We start from the raw sequence: 23,427 nt of genomic DNA on the forward strand, positions 1-23,427 counted from the left end.
ATAATTAATGCCCATAGGTAATTGCTGCGTAATTCATAATAAATACTTATGACCTTTTCACAAATAATTATCAGTTGGCAAAAACAATGGGGTAGACATCACTTGCCTTGGCAACAGGTGAACGATCCCTATCAAGTCTGGCTCTCTGAGGTAATGTTACAGCAAACTCAGGTTGCTACAGTTATCCCGTATTTTAAAAAATTTTTATCACGTTTCTCAACAATTACACAACTGGCTGAGGCTGATCTAAATCAAGTATTAGAGCTATGGTCTGGATTGGGGTATTATTCACGCGCTAGAAACTTACACCAAGCCGCGCAACAAATTATTAAGATACATCATGGACAGTTTCCTGAGTCACAAGAGGATCGCATGGCATTACCAGGTATTGGCCGGTCCACAGCTGGTGCTATTGGTGTGTTTTCGTTTAATCAGAAATTACCTATCTTAGACGGTAATGTAAAAAGAGTCTTAACCCGTTGTTTTGCCATTGCGGGGAATATATATAGTCGAGAAACAGAGCAAACACTTTGGCAAATTGCTCAATCACTGTTGCCAGAAAAAGAGATTATTCCTTACACGCAAGGATTAATGGATTTAGGAGCCACAGTTTGTACTCGATCAAATCCTTTGTGTAATCAGTGTCCTTTATTACATATATGTCAGGCTAAGCACGACAATCAAATTGAGCGTTTTCCAGAAAAAAAGAAGAAGTTGCCCCCTCAAAAACTTCCATTGCATGTATTAATTCTAGAGTATCAAAATAAGTTTTTCTTGGTTAAACGTGAGGATGGTATTTGGCGTGATTTATGGTTTTTTCCAATTATTGAATCCTCTATTGATATAAAAAAATGGTTATCTACTAACCAAATCAACGGAGATTTCAAAACCACTTATCCAATAATTCGTCATCAATTAACACATAGATCAATAGAGCTCTATGTGGAACATTGGCAATTACACAATAATATTTTACCGTCATTCTTGGATGATGGGCTCTGGTTAACCTTAGATGAGGTTATGCAAAAAGCAATTCCCGTAGCTATTAAAAAAGTGATTGCACAGATTAATTAAGTTAACTCTCTATGAATCACTTGAACATTAAATTTTTCCTTAAAAAAAAGTTTCAACTTATCAGCGAGATATACAGAACGATGTTGTCCACCAGTACATCCAATTGCAACAGTTAATGTGGTTCGATTATCCTTAACGAACGCTGTTGTCCAGTTGCTTATAAAATGGCTCACATCGAAAAACATTTTTTGAGCAAGTGGATTATTTTCTAAAAAATTTATTACCTCTATGTTTTGTCCCGTTAAGGTACGAAGTTTTGGATCATAAAAAGGATTTGGAATGCAACGTACGTCAAATACAAAATCTGCATCCAAGGGGATACCATGTTTAAAGCCAAAGGATTCAAAAAAAAGAGTTAATTGGTTGGCGTCAATATTTAAATAGTCTTTCATTCTTGAGCGAAGTGTATTGGGTGTAATCTGTGTAGTATCAATTCGGTAACCCATATCTGTAACCCCAGATAACAACTCTCTTTCAACTGTAATACATTCCAGAATAGATAGATTCCCATCAGATAAAGGATGAGGGCGTCGTGTTTCAGAAAACCGTCTAATTAAGTCACTGTCGCTGGCGTCTAAGAAAATGAAATGGTTATGCCATTTGTTATCTTTAAGTTTTCGTATTATCAGAGGTAACTGGATAATGTCCTCACCACTTCGGGCATCAAGAGTAATGGCGATTTTACTTTCACCACGTTTAATAAGCCCTGAAATAATTTCTAGCGCAAATGGAACCGGAAGATTATCCATTGCGAAAAAACCTGAATCTTCCATCGCTCTGAGTGCGACGGTTTTACCTGAGCCTGAGAGACCACTAATAAGAATTATATGAGGTTCCACGGTTATTAATTATCCGGCTGTTTATGAACAAGATGTTCTATGTTCATATGTTCTTTTTGTCGATCAAGAAATTGTTGAGTACTATTGATACCACGTTGCATAAGAATAAAATTACGCGTCGCTGCTTCAACTAACACTGCAAGATTCCTTCCGACCGCTACAGGTAATACTACTTTAGGTATGTCTAACCCTAAAATAGAATGGGTGGGGGTATGGCTAGGGAGGCGTTCAAAAGCACTTAAATCTCCACCAGGAGGTCGTTCTAAGTGAACAATCAGTTTCAGGTTTTTTCGGGGACGAACTGCCGTCTCCCCGAATATGGAGCGTATATTTATTAATCCTAGTCCACGTACTTCTAAAAAATCTTTTAGCATAGGTGGGCATTTTCCTTGAATAGTTTCAGGCCCAATTTTATATAAATCTACAGCGTCATCAGCCACAAAACCATGACCACGAGAAATGAGTTCCAGTGCCAACTCGCTTTTACCTACGGCAGAGTCACCGGTAATTAACACACCCACCTCAAGAATCACCATAAACACTCCATGGACTGTGGTTTCTTCAGCTAATTCTTGGCTGAGGTAATAATTAAGATTATTAATTAAATCGGCACTCGATAGAGAACAGCCTAGCAGGGCAACTTGCTTGTTAACAGCCATATCCTTAAGGGGTTCAAATACCTCACTGTTCTCTGCAATAAAAATAGCAGTTAAGTTATCTGAAAAGAGCCTGTTTAATGCGTCTGCAAGCTGTTCTTTTCTCAGACTTCTCAAATACGTGAGCTCCATTTGCCCTAGTACTTGGAAGCGATGGGGGTGGGTCAAGTTTAAATGAGCAATAGTACCTATATTTTTGTCAGTGAGGCTACCTACGGGAACAATTCTATCCTTACCGCTACCATCGGTTAGCCATACCAAGCCATTTTTTTCTTGGGTATCATCAAAGAGTCGTTGAACGCTGACGTCTGGCATGGGGAGTCCAATGAATAATTTCCTTAAAAACAGTCTCAACAGAATCAGAGGAAGATAGGGTCTTCCTGAGCTCCTCGTCACTAAACATTTCAGCAATTTCGCTTAATAATGCTAAATGCTGTTCATTTGCGTGGTCAGGGACTAATAAGATAAAGGCCATTTTAACGTTCTCACCGTCTGGTGACTCAAAGGGGATACTGCCCTTAAGTCTCATAAATGCACATAGTGGAGTTTTTAATCCCTTAAAACGACCGTGTGGCAAGGCAAACCCGTGACCTAGTCCCGTGGAACCTAACTTTTCACGGTTAAACAATGCATCCGATACTAAGCCTCTGGATAATTGATTTTTGTTTTCAAACAAAATTCCAATTTGTTCGAATAACCTTTTTTTACTTGTTACTTCCACATCTAACAACACATGGCTAAGTTTAAGTAATTTTTGAATTGAATCCATAGTAGCTAGTTTATGAGATAGATTTACTCACCATTCAGGTGTCTTATACTATCATTACCACGGCTATTTTGATTCCTTTCTTTTTGCTTAATAATTTGCCGATCAAGTAAATGTGCTAAGTCGTCGATGGCAACATACATATCATTACCAGAAGTTTGAGCAACAATATCTTTACCATTAACTCTTACATTGGCTTCAATATGATGATCAAGTTTTTCAATTTTGAGGATAACGTTGACATCTATAGGGTAGTTAAAATGATTTTTAATGCGTTGTAACTTTTCAGAAATATGATCGCGCATGGCAGGTGTAACATCAATATGCTGTCCAGTAACATTAATTTTCATAAAACCTCCTAATTATTAGATAACTTTACGTTGGTTGGTCGGGTAAATTTGCATAGACTCTCGATATTTTGCAACAGTTCGTCTAGCTACCACTATACCTCTTTCATTCAGAATATCTGAAATTTGATTGTCTGATAATGGTTTTTTTGGATTTTCATTAGTAATTAGTTGTTTAATTAATGCTCTAATAGATGTGGACGAAGCCATGCCCCCTGTTTCCGTTGAAACATGACTACTAAAGAAATATTTTAATTCAAATATTCCTCTTGGACTAAATAGATATTTTTGAGTGGTGACTCGAGAAATAGTTGATTCATGTAAACCTACTAAATCAGCTATCTCCTTGAGTACCATCGGTCGCATTGATATGTCACCATTCTCAAAAAATGCTTGTTGCTCATCAACAATAGCTTGAGATACCTTTAAGATTGTTTCAAAACGTTGTTGTACGTTTTTGATTAGCCAGCGTGCCTCTTGTAGTTGTTGTTGAAGAGAGCTAGAACTATTATTTTTTTGTAATAAGTTTGCATAAAGTTGATTGATTTTTAAACGGGGTAGTACCTGAGGATTAAGCTGCGCAACCCATTTTTTTTTATATTTTTTTACAATCACATCAGGAATAATATATTTTGTGTCTTGCAGAAAAAAATGTTCAGCAGGTTTTGGGTTAAGCTGCGTAATAAGCTGTATGGTAGACCGTAATTGCTCGTCGGTTATTTTTAAGACTTTTTTTAATTTAATGTAGTCACGATTTCCTAGTAATACTAGATGATCCTTACAGGTTATTATTGCAAGATGATAATAAGGATCAGAGGCATATTGTAAGTGCAGTTGAATTAATAAACACTCAGCCAATGTTCTTGCGCAAATTCCAGGTGGATCTAAAGTTTGTAGTAACTTTAGGCATGTCTTCATTTCTTCCAACTCGATTTCAACTTCTCCTGGAAATTGTTCCATAATTTCTTCGAGAGGTGTTTCTAGGTAGCCTAAGTCATTGATATTTGCAATTAACTGACTAATGATGAGTTTGTCTTTCTGTGTCAGGGGTAATAATTGTAATTGCTGCTTTAAATGGTCGACGAGACTTATTTTTTCTTCCACTGAGAAGTAGTCTTCGCCATGTTCGTCGTCTTGTCTATTTGCAGTAGGAATAGACAGGTTTTCCCAAGTACTATCTTGTTCAAAACTGTCATCGTCGAATGGCTTGTCTTCTTTTGAAGTATCTTTTTCAAGGGTATTACTTTGTACCCCACCTGATTCACTTAAATCTTCAGCAAGCTCGAGTAACGGATTTTCATTTAACGCATGTTCTATCTCTTGGTTAAGTTCTATAGTGGACAATTGTAGCAAGCGGATAGCTTGTTGAAGTTGAGGGGTCAGAGCAAGTTGTTGGGACAGCTTTAGCTGTAGATGTTGTTTCATTTTTAAAGTTTAAAATGTTCACCCAAATAAACTTTACGAACATTCTCGTTATGGATGATCTCATCAGGTCTCCCGGATGCCATAACAGTTCCTTGGTTTATGATATAGGCACGGTCACAAATACCAAGTGTTTCACGTACGTTATGGTCAGTAATTAAAACTCCAATCCCCCGTTCTTTTAGAAAGCGAATAATTTGTTGAATATCCATGACGGCAATGGGGTCAACCCCTGCAAAAGGTTCATCTAGTAGAATAAAGCGAGGGCTAGTTGCCAGTGCCCTAGCAATTTCAACACGTCGTCTTTCGCCTCCTGAGAGGCTAATTGCAGGGTTATTTCGTAAATGAGAAATATGAAGATCTGCAAGGAGGCTATCTAATTCTTCAGTACATTCGTCCTCATTAAGATTTCTCAGTTGCAGCACGGAAAGAATATTCTCAGCCACAGTCATGCGCCTAAAAATAGAAGCTTCTTGAGGAAGATAAGATACTCCCAGTTGAGATCTCTTGTGGATCGGTAATAGGCTTAAACGAGTTGTATTAAGATAAATTTCACCGCCATCTAAGGGAACCAGTCCTACAATCATATAAAAACAAGTGGTTTTCCCTGCTCCATTTGGACCTAGTAAACCAACTATTTCTCCTTTCATGACTTTAAGAGATAAATCTTTTACAACCACTCGGGATTTATATTTTTTAACTAAATGCTCTACTCTTAATTCGCTCATGGGGTAGTGGCGCCATCCGTTTTTAGTGTTGGAGTGAAGGTTGAGGGTTTACCAGTGGCTGGTGCTTTATTATCCTCAGGCTTGAAAATCATATGAACCCTACCCTTAGGAGTTTTGATATTGTTTTTATCTTTTCCTTCCGCTTGAAGAAACTCAGTATTAAGATCGTAAGAAAGATAATTCCCTTTAATTTCATCTTTGCCTTGCCTGACTATGGCTTTATTAAATAATTCAACTCGACCAATTTTCTCATCATATTCAACATGCTTAGCAATACCATCCACCCACTGATCGGAGGCTTCTTTTTTTTGTCTGAAAGTTACCGGATCGCCAAAAGCGGTAGCATGTTTGAAACCGGTTTTATCTTCTGAAACGATTATATGTTCTCCAGTTAGACGAATGGTGCCTTGTGTCATCACCACATTCCCGTCAAAGTAAGAGATTTTTTTTATGTCGTCAGCAGTCATTTTATCCGATTCTATATTGATGGGCTTATCCTTGTCTGCTTTATCAGCTTTGGCTGATAAAGAGGTAACTAATAAAAAAATTATAAAAATCTTAATGTGATTTTTTTGGGTAGTAAGTGGCTTTAGCATGTCCAAATTCAGCAATTTTAGTGTTTGTATTAACTTTCATACTAGCAGCAGTCAGGATGTTAATCCCATAAGTAATCACCACAGGTTGGTCAGTTTCACCGATTCCTTTTTTCAAATATACAGTAAGCGTTTGCGTCCTAAGTATTGTTGTTGGCTGGTCAATGGTGGACCGTCTTGTCACAACAACATCTCCAGTAAAAATAATTTTATCTAAATTATCGAAACGCACTGCATGAGCAGATTGTACCGTGACAGGAGGCTCTTTGGGTTCGAAGGTGGTGAATAAAACATGATTGAAATAGGAGCTACTATCATCGGGATAGTGGGTCATCTGGTGCGCGTTAAGGGTGTAATGGACGCGCCCTTTTTCATCTAGTTGCTGAGCCATGAAATGACTCATTAAAATATCAGGCTTATGTTCCTTCGAATTCACGCTATTGACTTCGCTGTGTTCTACAACGCGCCATAACCAACCTGTTACCAAAGCCATGAGTAAGGTAATTACAAGCGGTCCTAGAGCTTCAATATTTTGAGTTATACGAGCCATGGTGCAACAGCCTCTTGCCACTGCCCTCTTGAATTTAAAAGAAATTCTGAAGCTTGGCGAACCGCGCCAAGCCCGCCTCCGATAGAAGCAATCCAATCAGTTTGATTACGTATAATGGGGGGCGCTTCAGGGACAGTGAGTGAAATACCACATCTTTTCAAGATGGGTAAATCTTGTAAGTCATCCCCCATGTAAGCACACTCTTCCCAAGTTAATCCTTGTGCCTGCATGAGTTTTTCGAATACTTTTAGCTTGTCATCAACGCCTTGAAACACATGACGAATACCTAATTCTTGAGCGCGAATATTAATGATATTGGCTTGTCGGCCTGTAATAATAGAAACTTCTATTCCAACGCGCTGCAGTAATTTAATACCTAATCCATCTCTGACGTGAAAAGACTTCATTTCTTCACCGCTATTGGTAAAGTACAGCTGTCCATTGGTCATGATTCCATCAATATCAAAACCAATTAATTTAATGAGTTTAGTTCTTTGAGATAAGGTTTTTAATGCGGTTGTCATTTATACAATTCCTGCACGTAACAGATCATGCATATTAAATGCACCTATGAGCACTCCGTGTTCGTTCAACACACAAATCCCAAATATTTTTTTACTTTGCATAAGTTCTGCCGCATCAACGGCTAAGGATCCAGATACAACAGAAATAGGATTACCGGTCATTACTTCTCCAATCGTCATTTGGTTTAACCCGGCTGGATACTTTTCAATCGTCCTTCTGAGATCTCCATCTGTGAAAATACCTAGAAGCCTGTTATTTTCATCGACGATGGCAGTTAAACCTAGGGCTTTTTCAGACATGATCTTAAGGGCCTGAATGAGATTATCACCAATATGGTTAACGGGTAATAAATCACCTGAATGCATAATTTCGTTAACAGATAGCAATAGCCGTTTTCCGAGAGAGCCTCCAGGGTGAGTTCTAGCAAAGTCATCTGCTGTAAAACCCTTAGATTTCAACAAGGTCACGGTGAGAGCGTCACCAAGAGCTAAAACGGCGGTGGTACTGGTAGTGGGAGCTAGGTTATGTGGACAAGCTTCTCTTTCTACTCCAGCATTGATATGTACATCTGCGATAAGCGCTAATCTGGAGGTGTCGCTACCAGTTATACTAATCACTTTTGTCCCACGTCTTCTTAGTAAAGGAACAATGGCCAGTAATTCATCACTTTCCCCAGAATTAGATAGAGCGATAAGCACATCATTTGGTAAGATCATTCCTAGGTCACCGTGACTTGCTTCGGCAGGATGCATGAAAAAGGATGGTGTGCCGGTACTCGCTAAGGAAGAGGAGATTTTTTTCCCTATATGCCCAGACTTACCCATGCCGCTGACTACTACTCGACCTTGGCAATTTATTAATAAATGGTGTGCCCTTACAAAATCCTTGTTTAGACGTGATCCAAGAGCTTGAAGGGCGTCTGCTTCAATTTGCAGTACCCACTTGGCCTGCTCAAGAATTTCTTGATCGGTAAATAAATGTGTATTCATAAAATGATTTATCATAAATTACAATTATACTTGAGGCGTGTATGGATGCGCTCAATCTAACATTAATTCTTTTAATATCTGCCATCCTAGCTGTTTCTTTATGTAAACGTCTAGGATTGCCTCCTGTATTTGGCTATCTCTTGGCAGGGATTATTATTGGTCCTAACGCCACAGGCTTAGTACCTCAGGAAGAGACAACGGTTCAGTTAGCCAATTTTGGCATTGTCTTTTTGATGTTTACGGTGGGACTAGAATTTAGTCTGGGTCAGTTGGCCGCCATGAAAAAAACAGTATTTGGTCTTGGTAGCGTTCAGTTAGCGTCCTCATTTCTTGTTTTTTTTGCTCTTGGCTACTTCCTAGCCTTATCTTGGCAAGCAAATTTAATTTTATCCGGAGCATTATCACTGTCGTCTACGGCAATCATGGCTCGGTTACTTACAGAGCGTTTAGAAATGAAATCTATCCACGGACAGCGGATAATGGGTATTCTGCTATTTCAAGACTTAGCAGTGGTTCCTTTTTTGATTTTAATTTCCTCATTGTCTGTTCCACATAATTATTTATTAAAGATTCTAGGTTTTGCCTTAATAAAAGCGCTACTGATATTAATTTTGTTGCTTGGAATCGGAAAAAAAATCCTTGATAAATTATTTTTTTGGGTAGCAAAACAAAAATCCTCCGAGGTTTTTTTACTCAATATACTGCTGGTTACCTTAGGCATGTCTTTTATCACCGAGAAAGCTGGACTATCTCTTGCTTTGGGTGCTTTTATGTCTGGAATATTAATTTCTGAAACGGATTATCGCTATCAAGTTGAAGACTATATCAAACCCTTTAGAGACGTTCTATTGGGATTGTTTTTTATTACTATTGGAGCTTTATTAAATTTACATATAGTTATAGATAACGTTTTATGGGTAATGGCCGGCGTCATGATTATCTTAATCGTTAAATTGGTAGTCGCTTATGTTTCAAGTAGGATTTGGAGGAATATTGATTCTGTATCGCTGCGCATCGCTCTAGCAATTTCCCCCGCCGGTGAGTTTGGTTTTGTGTTACTTGCCCAATCGGTGAGTTTTGATTTTATTGGGCATCAGATTCTACAAATCGTCCTAGCGTCAATGTTGGTTTCTATGATGGTATCCCCCTTACTTATTCAAATGAGTGATCGGATAGTCTTATATTGTTGTGAGAGTGAATGGTCTATGCGCGCAGTAGCACTACACCAGTTGGCAGCGAAAACTTATAGTACCAAAGACCATATTATAGTATGTGGTTATGGTCGTAGCGGTCAAAACCTTACCCGTTTTTTGGAACAAGAATCATTAATGGTAATTGCCTTAGATAAAGACACGCAACGCGTTCGTGCTGCCGCTGTTGCTGGAGAATCGGTGGTATACGGTGATGCCAGTCGTCGTGAGGTACTTATCGCTGCAGGTATTCACCGCGCTTCGGCAGTGATTGTTACTTTTGCGGACACTGCTACGTCCTTAGCAATAATTAATCATGTTAGAGAATTGGAACCTGGAATACCGGTTATTGTAAGAACCTATGATGACACGGATCTTGATAAACTTAAACATGCAGGAGCAGCTGAAGTGGTCCCTGAAATTCTGGAGGGTTCATTAATGCTGGCCTCCCATGCCATGCTTGAGCTCGGTATTCCCTTATCAAAAGTACTCAAAAGAATCAGGCAGGTGCGTGCGGAAAGATATCATCTCATGCGTGGTTTTTTTAGAGGTGTCAGTGACGAGAATGTGGAAGTGGATGAAGGGTGCCAGCCTAGATTAATATCAGTTTTAATAATGGATGATGCCTATGCTAAAGGTAAAAAAATAAAAGATTTGCTTGAGGGGTGTCAGGGTACTGAAATTACCACCATTAGAAGGCATGGCGTCCGCAACTTATTTCCAGAAGCTGATACTGAACTGATGGCGCAAGATATTATTGTTTTATTGGGATCAAGTGAGCGGTTAGCTCATGCAGAAAATTACCTACTACAGGGTGTCAAATGATTTTATACGTAAACGTATTAACTGGTTTAAAATAATCACTTTTAATCCAAATGACTATCCAACATAGTGACTAATTTAGTAGATATTACAGACCTGAATTTCGGATATAACTCGCGTTTAGTCCTTAAGGGGGTTAATTTGACAGTTCCGAAAGGAAGTTTGGTGGCGATCATGGGTTTAAGTGGTTGTGGTAAAACCACATTATTGCGTTTGATGGGTGGGCAATTAAGAGCTTCGGAAGGGAGTGTCACGGTAGCAAATGAGAAACTCAATAATTTAAGTCAGTCTGAGTTATATCGTTTTCGTCGAAAAATTGGAATGTTGTTTCAGTTTGGCGCACTATTCACTGATTTATCGGTATTTGACAACGTAGCATTTCAAATGCGTGAACATACCAACTTATCAGAAGCATTGATTCAAGACTTAACCCTACTTAAATTAAATGCAGTGGGTTTAAGGGGAATGTACCATATGATGCCCTCAGAGTTGTCTGGTGGCATGGCCAGACGGGTTGCTTTAGCTAGAGCTATTGCACTAGATCCGCAGCTAATGCTTTATGACGAACCTTTTACTGGCCTTGATCCCATATCACTGGGAGTGATTGGCCAGTTAATTAGAAAACTAAACGATACGTTAGGCACCACCTCAGTATTAGTGACTCATGATGTTCAAGAATCATTAAAAATTGTGGATTATATCTATTTTGTGTCCGATGGGGTGATTGTTGCACAGGGAACACCTGATGAAATAAGAGGGTCAAACTTACCCTTTGTTCATCAATTTATTTGGGGAGAAATGGATGGACCTATGCCATTTCATTACCCAGCCCAAAGTTTGAGACACGATTTAGAACTAATGGATAACTAAGATCAATCATGGTTAATTTAGTATCAGGAATTAAGGTGGTAGGTGATAGAACGCTCAAAATCATAGAGCGTATAGGTGCTGTTGCTGCCTTTCTATTTTCAATTTTGTTACATTCGAAAGTGAGCTTTAAGCGCTTTTCGCTGACAATCCGGGAAGTTTACTACGCTGGAGTGCAATCTTTAATTATTATTTTAGTATCGGGGTTGTTTGTTGGTATGGTATTGGGGCTACAAGGCCATGAAACTTTGCAGCGTTACGGTTCTGAAGACAGTGTTGGTGTACTGGTTGCTCTGTCATTGGTGAGAGAGCTCGGACCAGTGGTGTCCGCTCTGTTATTTGCCAGTCGAGCAGGGTCAGCTATTACTGCAGAAATTGGGCTAATGAAAGCAACTGAGCAATTGTCGGCCATGGAAATGATGGCAGTAAATCCTATGTCTAGAGTTGTGGCTCCCCGGTTTTGGGGCGGAGTGATTTCATTACCCTTATTAGCCTTACTATTTAGCGCTATGGGTATTATAGGTGGCTATTTGATTGCTGTCGTTTTAATAGGTGTTGACAGTGGTTCATTCTGGTCTCAGATGCAATCGGCAGTAGATTTTGAACATGACATTGTTAATGGGGTCATTAAGAGTGTTGTTTTTGGTGTTGCTATCTCTGCCATAGCAACTTTTGAAGGGTACGAAGCTCCTCCCACTGCGGAGGGGGTCTCTGGTGCCACCACCAGAACGGTTGTGAGCTCTTCTTTAGCGGTATTGGCGCTAGACCTGGTTCTTACTGCATTTATGTTGAAAGGATGGAATTAAATGGAACGAAGTACACTCAATTTGTGGGTAGGTATTTTTGTATTATTGGGCTTTTTTTCTTTTTTAATGCTGGCTTTTAAGGTCGGCAATTTGAATTTGAGCGGTAACAAAGATACCTATATAGTCATAGCGCACTTTGACAATATTGGTCAATTAAAGGAAAGAGCTCCCGTAAGAAGTGCTGGTGTATTGGTTGGACGGGTAAAAGCCATTCAATTTGATAGCAAACAATATAATGCTGAAGTTAAAATAGCCATTGATAGTCAATTTCATTTTCCTGTGGATACCTCTGCATCTATCTTGACCTCTGGGATATTGGGTGAGCAATATGTCAGTCTTGATGCGGGTGGTGACGAGAAGTACCTAAAAAATGGTGATCAAATTAAGCTAGTCCAAGGAGCTGTTGTATTAGAAAAACTAATCGGACAATTCTTGTATAACAAAGCTCAGGATTCTTCTACAGACAAAGGAGCTGCTAAGTGAAATCAATAGTTAAATTATTGTCTCTGGCTTTGTTATTGTTAACGATAAACGTCTTTGCTCAATCAGATAATGTTAGTGCTGTAGACACAATAAAAAAGACAGCAGATGAGGTCATTGCAACACTTAAGGCTGATAAAGCCATACGTAACGGCGACCGTCAAAAAGCCTATGCTTTAATTAATGATAAAGTATTACCCCATTTTGATTTTGTTCGTATGACACGACTTGCTATGGGCAAAAACTGGCGAAAAGCAGATAGTACTCAACAGCAGAAATTAGTGGATAATTTCAGAAATTTACTAGTTAGAACGTATGCCTCCTCATTGAGTCAGTACAAAGATCAAGTGTTACAAATAAAGGGGTCTGAGGCGACGGGCGATGATGCGAATGCGGATATCATTGTGCACACGGTTGTGATCCCCTCTGGCGGAAATGAGATTCCTATCGATTACGCCATGGAAAAACAGGTTGACGGTTGGAAAGTATATGATATTCGCGTTGATGGAGTCAGTTTGGTGACCAACTATCGGGGTGAGTTTAACGAGCAAATCATTAAAAATGGTATTGATGGTTTGATAGGAGCATTGCAAGAAAAAAGTAAGTTAGCAGAACGAAAATGATTCAATTAAACTTTCAAACTTTTAAACCTAAAGGTGCTATTGTAATTAATACGGTAAATAATATCGTTGGCGAAGGATCGTCTCTTGTTAGGCAAAATAACGTATTAATAGATTTCTCAGAAACCACTGAAATTGATTCCTCTGCTCTAGCTATGATTTTACAATGGAAAAGAGATGCCGAGGCTGCAAAAAAGCAGTTATCCTTCTCGCACATCCCTGCCAATCTAAGAACTCTTGCTGAGTTGTATGGTGTTGCTTTTTTGTTTAAATAATTTACTTTGAGTCATTATGATTCCAGCCATTGAAATACAAGGCGCTGAAAAGCGCTTTGATCATTTATTAGCCTTAAACTCAGTTAATTTAACCATTGATCAAGGTGAGTTTTTTGCCCTTTTAGGCCCTAATGGAGCAGGAAAAACTACATTAATTAATTTGCTTTCTGGATTATCTCGGCCCTCTGCTGGTTTTTTGCGTGTTATGGGGCATGATGTGACACTGGATTATAAAGAAGCCAGAAGAAGTCTTGGGGTGGTGCCACAGGAACTGGTTTTTGATCCTTTTTTTTCGGTAAGAGAGACCTTAAGGATTCAGTCAGGTTACTTTGGTATAAAGAACAACGATGATTGGATTGACGAGATTTTAAGTAATTTGCAACTCAGTGACAAAGCAGAGAAGAATATGCGAACCTTGTCTGGAGGAATGAAAAGAAGGGTTCTTATAGCTCAAGCGTTAGTTCATCGTCCGCCGGTTATTGTCTTGGATGAACCCACTGCAGGAGTAGATGTTGAATTAAGGCAAACACTTTGGCATTTCATTAAAAGATTGAATCAAGACGGCCATACTATATTGTTGACCACCCACTATTTGGAGGAAGCTGAAGCTTTGTGCAATAGAGTGGCTATTTTAAAAAAAGGAAATTTAATTAGATTGGATACAACAGAAAATTTGCTCAAAGAGGGCGGTAACGGATCTTTGGAGAAAGTGTTTGTATCTATTATGCAGGAAGGGGGCGAGAGCTCATCATGATAGGTTTCAAGACATTATTAATAAAAGAAGTGATGAGGTTTTGGAAAGTTTCTTTTCAAACCATCTTAGCGCCTCTCGTATCTACACTGCTATATTTAGTTATCTTTGCTCATGTCCTATCAACCCACAGCAATGTATATCCTGGAATTAGTTATGGTGTCTTTTTAATACCTGGGTTGATTATGATGTCAATGTTACAAAATGCGTTTGCAAACAGCTCTTCAAGCCTTATCCAATCTAAAGTGACGGGTAACTTAGTATTTATACTGCTAACTCCATTATCTGAGCTGGAGTTTTACTGGGCTTATGTGGTAGCTGCCATGGCGCGTGGCATGATTGTTGGGATAGTCGTTTTATGTACTTCCTTATTTTTCTTCCAACTTCCTTTTGCCAATCCGTTATGGATTATATTGTTTGCCTGTTTATCTTCCATTGTGGCTGCCACTCTTGGCATTATTGCAGGTATTGCGGCAGAGAAATTTGATCAAATGGCCGCTTGGCAAAATTTTATAATCATTCCATTAACATTTTTATCAGGAGCCTTTTATTCTATTTCAAGCTTGTCTTCCCCATGGAATACAATTTCTCGTTTAAACCCTTTTTTATATATGATAGATGGGTTTCGTTATGGTTTTTTCAGTCAATCGGACGTCTCTCCATGGGCATCGCTGGCGGTGGTTGGAGGGGTGGGCTTGATTTTGTTATGGATTACATTGGCCATCCTCAAAAGCGGTTGGCGTTTAAGAGGATAAACAGGAGTATAAATGGTTACGCCACAAGACATTAAAAGTTATATCGAGAAAGGGTTAAATTGCCAGTTAGTAGAAGTAGCAGGCGATGGGCATCATTTTGAAGCAATCATCGTGAGTACTGAGTTTGCTGGTAAATCAAAAATTGCTCAACATCAGTTAGTATATCAAGCCTTGGGCGATAGAATGCGCGCCGAAATACACGCACTTTCCATGAAAACCTTGACCCCAGAGCAATGGCAAGCAGGACTTAAATAAAGGATTGTTGTGGATCAATTAGTTATTCATGGAGGAGTTCCTCTTAAGGGAGAGGTTTTTATTTCCGGTGCTAAGAACGCAGCACTGCCTTTGCTTTGCGCGTCACTTTTAACTTCAGAAGTGATTGCTTTTACCAATCTACCGGATTTAAAGGATGTTAATACCCTCATACAATTATTAATGAGTATGGGGGTTCAGGTGGAGCATCAGAAAAATAGTATACGTTTATCCAGCACCTCAGATATTAACTCCTTCGCATCCTATGAGTTAGTTAAAACAATGCGTGCTTCTGTGTTGGTTTTAGGGCCGCTATTAACTCGTTTTGGTTCAGCTAAAGTTTCGTTACCTGGTGGCTGTGCTATAGGTGAACGTCCCGTGGATCTTCATATTAAGGGATTGCAAGCCATGGGAGCCCACATTGATATTGAGCAGGGTTATATTGTTGCTCATGCAAAAAAATTAATAGGTACGCGAATTTTTATGGACACAGTGACTGTAACCGGTACTGAAAACTTAATGATGGCAGCGGTACTCGCGGAGGGAACCACTGTTCTTGAAAATGCCGCCCGTGAACCTGAGGTCGTAGATTTGGCCTCATGCTTAATTAAAATGGGTGCCAAAATAAAAGGTCATGGAAGTGATGTGATTACCATTGAGGGAGTTAAGAATCTCACGGGTACTGATTACAGTATTATGCCGGATCGAATTGAAACAGGTACTTTCCTTGTTGCAGCGGCTGCCACGGGAGGAGAGATATTATTGAGAGGAGCTCGTGCACGAAGTTTAGATGCGGTGTTGGATAAACTGGCAGAGGCTAACGCGTTCATAGAGCACAATGATGAATCAATAAAAATTCGTATGAAGGGAACGAACCATGGCGTGAGTTTGCGAACAGCACCTTATCCAGCATTCCCTACAGACATGCAAGCTCAGTTCATGGCTATGAATGCTGTGGCAGATGGAACCACAGTAGTGACTGAGACAATTTTTGAGAATAGATTTATGCACGTTCAGGAGTTACGACGTTTAGGTGCTAATATCGAAGTAGAAGGTAACTCGGCCATTATTAGAGGTGTGTCAAAATTAGATGGTGCAACCGTCATGGCCACTGACTTAAGAGCCTCGGCAAGTCTTGTTATTGCTGGACTTATCGCGCAAGGTGAAACGGTGGTAGACCGAATTTATCATTTGGACCGTGGCTATGAACGCATAGAAGAAAAATTGTCTAATTTAGGAGCTAATATAAAGCGTCAAACAACGGAGGTACACTCATGAGTGTATTTGACGGAATTACCGTCGCCTTATCAAAGGGACGAATTTTTGAGGATACAAAACCTTTACTTAATGCGGCTGGGATTATTCCTCTTGTTGATCCTGAAGTCTCACGTGAGTTAATACTTCCCACCAATAATCCTCGTGTCCGCTTGGTTATTGTGAGGGCCTCTGATGTGCCTACTTATGTTCAGCATGGCGCTGCGGATATTGGGGTGGCAGGTAAAGACGTATTAATTGAGCACGGCGGTGAAGGGCTGTACCAACCTCTTGATTTAAATATTGCACGCTGTCGTCTGATGGTCGCTGTCCCTAAAGGGTTTGATTACCAAGGAGCTATTCAACGAGGGGCTAGGTTAAAAGTAGCAACAAAATATATGTATTCAGCACAACAACATTTTGCCCAAAAAGGGGTACACGTTGATTTAATAAAGTTATATGGTTCCATGGAGCTTGCCCCATTAACGGGTCTTGCTGACGTGATTGTGGATTTAGTGAGTAGTGGTAATACATTAAAAGCTAATAATTTGGAAGCGGTTGAGGAAATCACTCCTATTAGTGCAAGGCTAGTCATCAACGTGGCTTCTTGGAAGCTTAAGCGTGATGACATTGAATTTATTATGAATAATTTTGCAGGCTGTTTAACATGATAATGCGAAAATTAAACTCAACAGACAAAGACTTTTTTGAAAAACTCAATCTATTAACTGCTTTTGAGGCAGCACAAGACGTGACTTTGGATCAAAGAGTGGCAGATATCGTTGAGCAAGTCAAAAAGCAAGGTGATAAGGCGCTAGTTGCTTATACGAAACAGTTTGATCGACGGGACATTCAGTATGTGAATGAACTCAGCGTATCCTTAGACGATTGCAAAAAAGCCTTTGATGCCTTACCTAAAGTACAAAAAGAAGCCCTTACAACGGCTTCCTCAAGGATTCAAAGCTTCCACGAAAGACAAAAGGCTGAAGGTTGGACCTATACTGAAATGGATGGAACAGTCCTAGGGCAAAAAATCACTCCCTTGGATCGTGTTGGAATTTATGTTCCAGGGGGTAAAGCGGCGTATCCGTCCTCGGTATTGATGAACGCTATTCCAGCTAAGGTGGCCGGAGTGGAGCAAATTATTATGGTGGTGCCAACCCCTGATGATGTTAAGAACCCATTGGTGTTGGCGGCGGCATTTGTGGCGGGAGTCGATCAAGTGTTTACGGTGGGTGGTGCGCAAGCGGTGGCGGCTCTGGCTTACGGAACTGCAACTATTCCTGCAGTGGATAAAATTGTTGGTCCTGGTAACGCTTATGTTGCCGCAGCAAAAAGGCGTGTGTTTGGAGTGGTAGGTATTGATATGGTAGCGGGCCCATCAGAAATTTTAGTGATTGCGGACGGTACCACGGATCCTAAATGGGTAGCTATGGATTTATTCTCTCAGGCTGAACATGATGAAATTGCCCAAGCAATTTTACTATGCCCAAATGCGGACTATTTACAACAGGTTGAGGTGGCTATTCATCAATTGCTTGAGACTATGCCAAGACGCGATGTAATTAGTGCCTCCTTAGCATCCCGCGGGGCTATGATTTTAGTAGGAAGCTTAGATGAGGCTTGCGACATTTCAAATCATATTGCGCCAGAGCATCTTGAGTTATCGGTGGCAAGACCTGAAGATTTGCTGAATAAAATTAAACATGCAGGAGCCATTTTTATGGGGAAGTTTAGCTCAGAGTCCCTCGGGGATTATTGTGCTGGGCCTAATCATGTTTTACCAACGGGTCGCACTGCACGTTTTGCTTCCCCTCTTGGCGTGTACGATTTTCAAAAGCGATCAAGTATCATACAAGTTTCGCAACAGGGTGCGCAGCATTTGGGCGCAGTAGCTTCAGAGCTCGCCCGCGGAGAAGGGTTGGTTGCCCATGCGTGTTCAGCAGAGTTTCGGTTAGAATGATAATGGACTATATTCGCCCTGAAATTCGCGCTTTAAGTGCGTATCACGTACCCAGTTCTGAGGGCTTGATCAAGCTCGATGCCATGGAGAATCCTTATCCTTTACCTACGCCATTACAAGAAATACTAACTAGTAGTTTGCGATCTTTATCATTAAATCGTTACCCTGATCCGAATGCAACACTGCTGAAGGATGAGATAAAAAGAGTATTTTCAATTCATCCTGATGCAGCAATTGTTTTAGGAAACGGATCAGATGAAATTATACAAATGATCGCTTTAGCAATAGCAAAGCCCAATGCTGTGGTGTTAGGCGTCGACCCTTCGTTTGTCATGTTTAAAATGATTGCAACCTTTGTTGGGATGAATTATGTAGGGGTGCCACTTAATCATGATTTTGCCTTAGATAAGAACGAAATTTTATCAGCTATTAATAGGCATCAACCGGAGGTTATTTTTTTAGCGTACCCGAACAACCCAACGGGTAACTGCTTTGATGAAGAGACACTAATGGCTGTATTGGAGACGAGTAAAAAGCTTGTAGTAATCGATGAAGCTTATTTTCCTTTTACAGATCATACGATGCTCTCCCGACTAATGCAGTTTCCTAATCTTGTGATTATGCGCACCTTGTCAAAGCTGGGTCTAGCTGGGGTGAGGTTGGGTTTCTTAGTGGGTCCACCTGACGTGGTTAATCAAATTAATAAGGTTCGTTTACCCTACAACATTTCAGTGTTGGATCAAGAGGCTGCTTTGGTGTTACTTAAACATTATGATCTTTTTCAAACGCAAACCAACTCTATCAGGGTAGAGCGTATCCGCTTGATCCAAGAAATTTCTGAGTTAAATCAAGTTCAGCTTTTCCCCAGTGAAGCTAACTTTTTGTTATTAAAAATAGACCATGCACAAGACGTATTTAAACGAATTCTTGAACGTGGTATATTAATTAAAAACTTAACTAATGCACATATTAGTTTAAAAGATTGTTTGCGAGTTACGGTTGGCTCGCAGCAAGAAAATACTCTTTTTTTAAATGCACTCAAATTAGCATTGAATTAAACCATGAGAACGGCTGAAATCAAACGTAATACCTTGGAAACAAAAGTAAGTGTTGAGATTAATCTTGATGGACAAGGTTTATCCTCACTTAACACAGGGATGGCATTTCTTGACCATATGCTAGACCAAGTCGCTCGTCATGGATTAATTGATCTTTCTGTTCAATGCCAGGGAGACCTTCATATTGATGCGCATCATAGCGTAGAAGATATTGGGATTACCCTAGGCCAAGCTTTTGCTATCGCCGTAGGCAGTAAACAAGGGTTAAAACGCTATGGTTTATCCATGGTTCCGTTAGATGAGTCTTTATCAAGAGTGGTAGTAGATTTATCCGGGAGACCTGGTTTATTTTTTGATGTGCCTTTTTCTCGGGCGCGGATTGGCGATTTTGATGTAGATTTATTCTTTGAGTTCTTTCAAGGATTTGTGAATCACGCACAAGTGACGCTCCACATAGATAATTTAAAGGGACGAAATGCACATCATCAAGCTGAGACGGTATTTAAGGCGTTTGGTCGCGCTCTTCGTATGGCCACTGAGCATGATCCAAGAATAGCTGGTGTTATTCCATCTACTAAAGGAGCTCTTTAACAAGAGTTGATAGTGAATTGTGAGTGAAATTGTCATTATTGACTATGGAATGGGTAATCTTCGTTCGGTAGAGAAAGCGCTTCAACGGGTAGCACCGTTACAATCTATAAAAGTGACTTCAGACCCAGATTTAATTAAAGTGGCTGAGCGTGTGGTATTTCCCGGGCAGGGAGCAATGCCAGATTGCATGCGTGAATTAAAACGCCTAAATTTAATTGATGTCCTAATGGAAGCCGCCAAAAACAAACCTTTTCTGGGTATATGTCTGGGTTTGCAAATGCTTTTTGAGTTCTCTGAGGAAGGAGATAGTTTTGCCTTAGGCTTTTTTAAAGGTGAGGTAAAACGTTTTTCAGAAACACAGCTTTTTGATAAAGAAGGTAATCGTCTTAAAGTTCCTCACATGGGATGGAATCAAGTTGAGCAGAGTACCTTTCATCCACTATGGAAATCTATCCCAAATTACAGTAGATTCTATTTTGTCCATAGTTATTACGTCAGAGAAAAAGAGCCTATTGTATGCGGGTTAACGCATTATCCAGATGCTTTTACCAGTGCGGTAGCTAGAGATAATTTGTTTGCAGTTCAGTTTCATCCTGAAAAGAGTGCTACAGCAGGACTGACTTTATTAGAAAATTTTGTTCAATGGAAACCTTAAAAAATTATGATTTTAATACCTGCTATTGATCTTAAAGATGGACACTGCGTTCGTCTTAAACAAGGTTTGATGGAAGAAGCCACTGTGTTTTCGGAAGAGCCTGCCGCCATGGCTAGATTTTGGCTTAATCATGGTGCACAACGTATTCATTTGGTCGATTTAAATGGTGCTTTCGCAGGAAAGCCACAAAATGAGAGAGCTATCCGAGAAATTGTTGATGAAATCAATGGTGATATCCCTATTCAAGTGGGTGGTGGAATACGAGATCTGGATGTCATTGAAAGATATCTAGATAGTGGTGTTACTGAAGTGATTATTGGCACAGCTGCCGTTAAAAACCCCGGGTTTTTACATGAGGCTTGTGATGCGTTTCCAGGTCATGTGATTGTGGGATTAGATGCCAAGGATGGAAAGGTGGCTGTAGATGGATGGTCTAAGCTTACCGGTCATGAAGTTAATGATCTTGCTAAACGCTTTCAAGATTATGGTGTGGAAGCTATTATTTATACCGATATTGGTCGCGATGGTATGCTAACGGGTGTGAATATTCCCGCCACCGTGGCCCTTGCACAACAATTGATCATTCCCGTGATTGCGAGTGGTGGCATCTCAAACTTAGATGACGTAAGAGCCTTATGTGAGGTTGAGGAAGAAGGTATTATGGGTGCCATAACGGGTCGCGCAATCTATGAAGGGAAGTTAGATTTTAAAGTGGCAAATGAGCTTGCTATATCCTTATCGCACCCTCCTAAAACAAGTATCTAACTTTTTATGCCATTAGCTAAAAGAATTATTCCTTGTCTTGATGTCAATGCTGGGCGCGTTGTTAAAGGAATTAACTTTGTGGGGCTTAAAGATGCAGGAGACCCCGTTGAAATCGCTAAGCGTTATGATGAGCAAGGTGCTGACGAGATTACTTTTCTTGATATTACGGCTAGTTCAGATGAACGAGGACTTATATTGCCTATCATTGAGCAGGTATCTTCGCAAATATTTATTCCCTTAACAGTGGGTGGTGGGGTGCGACAGGTGAATGACGTGAGAACTTTACTTAACGTGGGCGCCGATAAAGTCAGCATTAATACGGCAGCTATTTTAAATCCACAACTCATATTTGAAGCATCGCAAAAATTTGGTTCACAATGTATTGTTGTGGCTATTGACGCTAAACGAGCTAATACTTCATCAGGATTTGGTGTTTTCACTCATGGTGGTAGGAAAGAAACTGGCTTAGATGCCGTGGAATGGGCAACTTCCTGTTATCAATTGGGTGCTGGAGAGTTATTGATTACCAGTATGGATCGTGATGGGACTAAATCTGGTTTTGATGTAGAGTTAACCAAAAAAATAAGTGAAGCAGTGGGTATTCCAGTTATTGCAAGTGGTGGTGTGGGGAGTCTTCAGCATTTGGTGGATGGTATTCAATTAGGTCACGCAGATGCTGTACTGGCTGCCAGTATTTTTCATTATGGTGAATATACTGTGAGAGAGGCAAAAAACTACATGCGAGACCAGGGGGTTGAGGTGAGGTTATGAGCGATTGGTTATCTCAAATTCAGTGGAATGAACAAGGTCTGATTCCGGTTATTGCCCAAGACGTTAACACGAACCAAGTTCTAATGCTGGCCTGGATGAATCAGCTATCCTTGAGTATGACCATAGATAAAGGTGAGGCTATTTATTGGTCTCGTTCTCGTCATCGACTCTGGCATAAGGGTGAAGAATCGGGGCATTTTCAAAAAGTAAAAGAGATTCGACTAGATTGTGATGGCGACACGTTACTAATAATAGTAGAGCAAGTAGGTGGAGTCGCTTGTCATACTGGTAGGGCTCATTGCTTTTATAAAAAATGGCAAAATCAATCTTGGGTAGAGGTAGATGCTGTAATAAAAACTCCTGCCAGTATTTATCATAAGGGATTTGAATGATGAGCAGCTACCAAAATGTCTTGTCAAGATTAACGGAAACATTGGTCGCCAGAAAAAAATCCTCACCAGATTCCTCTTATGTAGCTTCTTTGTATAGTAAGGGTATTAATACAATCACTAGAAAAGTAGGAGAAGAGGCTCTTGAAACTATTCTTGCTGCTAAAGATGGTGAAAAACTTGAAGTTATTAAAGAGAGTGCAGATTTACTTTTTCATATAATGGTATTGCTTGCACATTTTGATTTAACTATAGACGATGTATTAGCGGAGCTTGCAAGGCGAGAAGGTATCTCAGGCATAGACGAAAAAGCGTCAAGAAAGGGGGGAGTGTAGTATGTCAGATTGTGTGTTTTGTAACATCATAGCTGGTCAGATACCAAGTAAAAAAATATATGAAGATGAGGATGTTTTTGTTTTTCATGACATTCGTCCCCATATGAAAGTGCATTTTATGATTATTCCTAAAAAACATATTCCCACCCTTATGGATTGTCAACCCGAGGATAGGGATCTGTTGGGTAAAATAATGCTGATGACCTCTCAGCTCGCCAAGCAAGAGGGATTAAGTGAGGGCTATAAAACATTAGTCAACACCGGGAAGGCTGGTGGACAAGAGGTTTTCCATTTACACGTACACGTTATGGGTGGCGGTAGTTTGTAGTGAATCATTTA

31 protein-coding genes are annotated in these 23,427 nt (G+C 40.0%); 21 read left to right on the forward strand and 10 right to left on the reverse strand.

Annotation, left to right across the window (positions count from 1 at the left end):
* The first annotated feature begins 48 nt into the window (after positions 1-48).
* Entirely contained in the window at positions 49-1,074 is a 1,026-nt protein-coding gene (mutY, locus tag FERRO_RS02765; protein ID WP_056929331.1) for an A/G-specific adenine glycosylase, read from the forward strand.
* Here the strand turns inward: mutY and rapZ are convergent.
* The 10 genes from rapZ to FERRO_RS02815 are packed head-to-tail and all read right to left on the reverse strand — an operon-like array spanning position 1,071 to position 8,489.
* The gene (rapZ, locus tag FERRO_RS02770) at positions 1,071-1,913 is read right to left on the reverse strand and encodes an RNase adapter RapZ (protein ID WP_204374723.1); all 843 of its coding nucleotides are present in this window, start codon (positions 1,911-1,913) and stop codon (positions 1,071-1,073) included. The genes mutY and rapZ overlap by 4 nt on opposite strands.
* 5 nt (positions 1,914-1,918) lie before the next feature.
* Entirely contained in the window at positions 1,919-2,884 is a 966-nt protein-coding gene (gene hprK, locus FERRO_RS02775; RefSeq protein WP_056929332.1) for an HPr(Ser) kinase/phosphatase, read from the reverse strand.
* Complete coding sequence (locus tag FERRO_RS02780; RefSeq protein ID WP_056929333.1) at positions 2,853-3,338, reverse strand: PTS sugar transporter subunit IIA; 486 nt, start codon at positions 3,336-3,338, stop codon at positions 2,853-2,855. Before FERRO_RS02780 ends, hprK begins: the two co-directional genes overlap by 32 nt.
* Positions 3,339-3,361: 23 nt before the next feature.
* Positions 3,362-3,685: a ribosome hibernation-promoting factor, HPF/YfiA family gene (hpf, locus tag FERRO_RS02785; protein ID WP_056929334.1), complete on the reverse strand. Its 324-nt coding sequence runs from the start codon at positions 3,683-3,685 to the stop codon at positions 3,362-3,364.
* A gap of 15 nt (positions 3,686-3,700) precedes the next feature.
* Positions 3,701-5,107 (reverse strand): RNA polymerase factor sigma-54, encoded by a 1,407-nt coding sequence (locus FERRO_RS02790; RefSeq protein WP_056929335.1) that lies wholly within the window; start codon positions 5,105-5,107, stop codon positions 3,701-3,703.
* A gap of 2 nt (positions 5,108-5,109) precedes the next feature.
* Positions 5,110-5,832 (reverse strand): LPS export ABC transporter ATP-binding protein, encoded by a 723-nt coding sequence (lptB, locus tag FERRO_RS02795; RefSeq protein ID WP_056929336.1) that lies wholly within the window; start codon positions 5,830-5,832, stop codon positions 5,110-5,112.
* Positions 5,829-6,428 (reverse strand): lipopolysaccharide transport periplasmic protein LptA, encoded by a 600-nt coding sequence (gene lptA / locus FERRO_RS02800; RefSeq protein WP_056929337.1) that lies wholly within the window; start codon positions 6,426-6,428, stop codon positions 5,829-5,831. Before lptA ends, lptB begins: the two co-directional genes overlap by 4 nt.
* The gene (lptC, locus tag FERRO_RS02805) at positions 6,391-6,975 is read right to left on the reverse strand and encodes an LPS export ABC transporter periplasmic protein LptC (RefSeq protein ID WP_056929338.1); all 585 of its coding nucleotides are present in this window, start codon (positions 6,973-6,975) and stop codon (positions 6,391-6,393) included. The genes lptA and lptC overlap by 38 nt, the downstream gene beginning before the upstream one ends.
* Entirely contained in the window at positions 6,963-7,499 is a 537-nt protein-coding gene (locus FERRO_RS02810; RefSeq protein WP_056929339.1) for a KdsC family phosphatase, read from the reverse strand. The genes lptC and FERRO_RS02810 overlap by 13 nt, the downstream gene beginning before the upstream one ends.
* Positions 7,500-8,489 (reverse strand): KpsF/GutQ family sugar-phosphate isomerase, encoded by a 990-nt coding sequence (locus FERRO_RS02815; RefSeq protein ID WP_056929340.1) that lies wholly within the window; start codon positions 8,487-8,489, stop codon positions 7,500-7,502. It lies immediately after the preceding gene.
* A gap of 41 nt (positions 8,490-8,530) precedes the next feature.
* Between FERRO_RS02815 and FERRO_RS02820 the strand changes: the two genes are divergently transcribed.
* The 20 genes from FERRO_RS02820 to FERRO_RS02915 all read left to right on the forward strand — a co-directional run bounded on the left by FERRO_RS02820 (position 8,531) and on the right by FERRO_RS02915 (position 23,416).
* Positions 8,531-10,504 (forward strand): cation:proton antiporter domain-containing protein, encoded by a 1,974-nt coding sequence (locus tag FERRO_RS02820; RefSeq protein WP_056929341.1) that lies wholly within the window; start codon positions 8,531-8,533, stop codon positions 10,502-10,504.
* 63 nt (positions 10,505-10,567) lie between these two features.
* A complete protein-coding gene (locus tag FERRO_RS02825) occupies positions 10,568-11,371 on the forward strand; it encodes an ABC transporter ATP-binding protein (protein ID WP_082601156.1) in 804 nt (267 codons plus the stop codon).
* 8 nt (positions 11,372-11,379) lie between these two features.
* The gene (gene mlaE / locus FERRO_RS02830; protein WP_056929343.1) at positions 11,380-12,174 is read left to right on the forward strand and encodes a lipid asymmetry maintenance ABC transporter permease subunit MlaE; all 795 of its coding nucleotides are present in this window, start codon (positions 11,380-11,382) and stop codon (positions 12,172-12,174) included.
* Complete coding sequence (gene mlaD, locus FERRO_RS02835; RefSeq protein ID WP_056929344.1) at positions 12,175-12,657, forward strand: outer membrane lipid asymmetry maintenance protein MlaD; 483 nt, start codon at positions 12,175-12,177, stop codon at positions 12,655-12,657.
* The gene (locus tag FERRO_RS02840) at positions 12,654-13,277 is read left to right on the forward strand and encodes an MlaC/ttg2D family ABC transporter substrate-binding protein (RefSeq protein WP_056929345.1); all 624 of its coding nucleotides are present in this window, start codon (positions 12,654-12,656) and stop codon (positions 13,275-13,277) included. The genes mlaD and FERRO_RS02840 overlap by 4 nt, the downstream gene beginning before the upstream one ends.
* Positions 13,274-13,549, forward strand: a complete 276-nt coding sequence (locus FERRO_RS02845) for an STAS domain-containing protein (protein ID WP_056929346.1) — start codon at positions 13,274-13,276, stop codon at positions 13,547-13,549. The genes FERRO_RS02840 and FERRO_RS02845 overlap by 4 nt, the downstream gene beginning before the upstream one ends.
* A gap of 16 nt (positions 13,550-13,565) precedes the next feature.
* Positions 13,566-14,303, forward strand: a complete 738-nt coding sequence (locus FERRO_RS02850; protein ID WP_056929347.1) for an ABC transporter ATP-binding protein — start codon at positions 13,566-13,568, stop codon at positions 14,301-14,303.
* A complete protein-coding gene (locus FERRO_RS02855; protein WP_056929348.1) occupies positions 14,300-15,055 on the forward strand; it encodes an ABC transporter permease in 756 nt (251 codons plus the stop codon). Before FERRO_RS02850 ends, FERRO_RS02855 begins: the two co-directional genes overlap by 4 nt.
* Before the next feature lie 12 nt (positions 15,056-15,067).
* A complete protein-coding gene (locus FERRO_RS02860) occupies positions 15,068-15,310 on the forward strand; it encodes a BolA family protein (protein WP_056929349.1) in 243 nt (80 codons plus the stop codon).
* Between the two features lie 9 nt (positions 15,311-15,319).
* A complete protein-coding gene (gene murA, locus FERRO_RS02865; protein WP_056929350.1) occupies positions 15,320-16,585 on the forward strand; it encodes a UDP-N-acetylglucosamine 1-carboxyvinyltransferase in 1,266 nt (421 codons plus the stop codon).
* Positions 16,582-17,232: an ATP phosphoribosyltransferase gene (gene hisG, locus FERRO_RS02870; RefSeq protein WP_056929351.1), complete on the forward strand. Its 651-nt coding sequence runs from the start codon at positions 16,582-16,584 to the stop codon at positions 17,230-17,232. The genes murA and hisG overlap by 4 nt, the downstream gene beginning before the upstream one ends.
* 2 nt (positions 17,233-17,234) lie before the next feature.
* Positions 17,235-18,524 (forward strand): histidinol dehydrogenase, encoded by a 1,290-nt coding sequence (hisD, locus tag FERRO_RS02875; protein WP_056929783.1) that lies wholly within the window; start codon positions 17,235-17,237, stop codon positions 18,522-18,524.
* Positions 18,525-18,526: 2 nt separating this feature from the next.
* Complete coding sequence (hisC, locus tag FERRO_RS02880; protein ID WP_204374726.1) at positions 18,527-19,582, forward strand: histidinol-phosphate transaminase; 1,056 nt, start codon at positions 18,527-18,529, stop codon at positions 19,580-19,582.
* A 3-nt stretch (positions 19,583-19,585) separates the two neighbouring features.
* The gene (hisB, locus tag FERRO_RS02885; protein ID WP_056929353.1) at positions 19,586-20,173 is read left to right on the forward strand and encodes an imidazoleglycerol-phosphate dehydratase HisB; all 588 of its coding nucleotides are present in this window, start codon (positions 19,586-19,588) and stop codon (positions 20,171-20,173) included.
* Between the two features lie 19 nt (positions 20,174-20,192).
* Positions 20,193-20,828, forward strand: coding sequence for an imidazole glycerol phosphate synthase subunit HisH (gene hisH, locus FERRO_RS02890; RefSeq protein ID WP_056929354.1), 636 nt, complete (start codon positions 20,193-20,195; stop codon positions 20,826-20,828).
* A gap of 6 nt (positions 20,829-20,834) precedes the next feature.
* The gene (gene hisA, locus FERRO_RS02895; RefSeq protein ID WP_056929355.1) at positions 20,835-21,593 is read left to right on the forward strand and encodes a 1-(5-phosphoribosyl)-5-[(5-phosphoribosylamino)methylideneamino]imidazole-4-carboxamide isomerase; all 759 of its coding nucleotides are present in this window, start codon (positions 20,835-20,837) and stop codon (positions 21,591-21,593) included.
* A gap of 6 nt (positions 21,594-21,599) precedes the next feature.
* A complete protein-coding gene (gene hisF / locus FERRO_RS02900) occupies positions 21,600-22,364 on the forward strand; it encodes an imidazole glycerol phosphate synthase subunit HisF (RefSeq protein WP_056929356.1) in 765 nt (254 codons plus the stop codon).
* Positions 22,361-22,756, forward strand: coding sequence for a phosphoribosyl-AMP cyclohydrolase (gene hisI, locus FERRO_RS02905; RefSeq protein ID WP_056929357.1), 396 nt, complete (start codon positions 22,361-22,363; stop codon positions 22,754-22,756). The genes hisF and hisI overlap by 4 nt, the downstream gene beginning before the upstream one ends.
* The gene (locus FERRO_RS02910) at positions 22,756-23,088 is read left to right on the forward strand and encodes a phosphoribosyl-ATP diphosphatase (protein ID WP_056929784.1); all 333 of its coding nucleotides are present in this window, start codon (positions 22,756-22,758) and stop codon (positions 23,086-23,088) included. The genes hisI and FERRO_RS02910 overlap by 1 nt, the downstream gene beginning before the upstream one ends.
* A gap of 1 nt (position 23,089) precedes the next feature.
* Entirely contained in the window at positions 23,090-23,416 is a 327-nt protein-coding gene (locus FERRO_RS02915) for a histidine triad nucleotide-binding protein (RefSeq protein WP_056929358.1), read from the forward strand.
* Positions 23,417-23,427: the final 11 nt, after the last annotated feature.

This window comes from Ferrovum sp. JA12 (assembly GCF_001431705.1).
In the GTDB taxonomy this organism is placed as follows: Bacteria; Pseudomonadota; Gammaproteobacteria; order Burkholderiales; family Ferrovaceae; genus PN-J185.